Raw genomic sequence first — 1,075 nt, 5'->3', positions numbered from 1 at the left:
AACCGCCCCGTTGCTCGGAACACAACCAGTGCTTCGCCAACCCCCAGCTTGGTCGAGGGTGTCGAAGCCGAGGCGCGCATCGCGTGGGTCTCACAGGCCCGATGCCGCCAGACCGATCCTGATGAGTTGTTCGTGCGCGGCGCGGCTCAGCGCAAAGCGGCAGTTATTTGCCGGCATTGTCCGGTCATCCTGGAATGCGGCGCCGATGCGCTGGACAATCGGGTGGAGTTCGGTGTCTGGGGCGGGATGACCGAACGTCAGCGACGCGCGCTGCTCAAGCAGCACCCCGAGGTGGTTTCGTGGGCCGACTTCTTCGCGGCCCAGCGCAAACACCGCAACGCCGTCTGAGTAGAGGTCTCGGACCGCCTAAGCCAATTTCGCGGCTGCGGTTGACCCGGCGGTTAGGCCGCGTCAGCTACCCCGGTGAGCTGATCGGCGATCGCCCGCAGCGCCTCCAGATCCGACACATCGAACGGCAATGACGGCACCCCGACCACCGCGACGTGCGGATTGGCCCCGGTGAACCGCGACAGCAGCCGGACTTCGCGCTTGGCGGTCTGCGCCCGGTCGGCGTGGATCTGCAGGACGGCAGCCGTCAGTGAGCCGAGATCGCGTGCGGACAGTTCCTCGGCGGCTTCGGCCGCCTTGTCGGCGTGCAGTTCGCACAGCGTCGGGTGGGTACGGTTCAGGACGAGACCGGCCAGCGGCATGTGCTCCTGGGAAAGCCGGTCGACGAAGAACGATGCCTCCCGTAGGGCGTCCGGTTCGGCCGCCGAGACCACCACGAACTGGGTGCCGCGCCGCTTCAGCAGCTCATAGGTGCGGTCGGCCTTCTCCCGGAAGCCGCCGAAGGTGGCATCCAGGGATTGCACGAAATTGGCTGCATCAGAAAGCATTTGCGATCCGAGCACGGTCGACAGCGCCTTCATCGCCAACCCCACCGCGCCGGTCACCAGCTTTCCGAAACCCCGCCCGGGGGCGAGCAGCATCCGCCACAGTCGGCTGTCCATGAAACTGCCCAACCGCTTGGGAGCGTCCAGGAAGTCCAGCGCGTTGCGTGACGGCGGGGTGTCCA

General features: G+C 66.7%; 2 protein-coding genes. One reads left to right on the top strand and one right to left on the bottom strand.

Translation table 11 applies throughout. The features are described 5' to 3' along the window. The first annotated feature begins 78 nt into the window (after window positions 1-78). A complete protein-coding gene (locus ACN269_RS34165; protein WP_421477393.1) occupies window positions 79-348 on the top strand; it encodes a WhiB family transcriptional regulator in 270 nt (89 codons plus the stop codon). A 53-nt stretch (window positions 349-401) separates the two neighbouring features. On the opposite strand, the gene ACN269_RS34160 is transcribed toward ACN269_RS34165, so the two are convergent. Continuing rightward, window positions 402-1,010, bottom strand: coding sequence for an ArsA family ATPase (locus tag ACN269_RS34160; RefSeq protein ID WP_421477392.1), 609 nt, complete (start codon window positions 1,008-1,010; stop codon window positions 402-404). Between the last annotated feature and the right edge of the window lie 65 nt (window positions 1,011-1,075).

The organism is Micromonospora sp. WMMD736, assembly GCF_049179015.1.
In the GTDB taxonomy this organism is placed as follows: Bacteria; Actinomycetota; Actinomycetes; order Mycobacteriales; family Micromonosporaceae; genus Micromonospora.
Note: the sequence above shows the minus strand (reverse complement) of the source record. Positions and strands in the feature narration are given on the sequence as shown.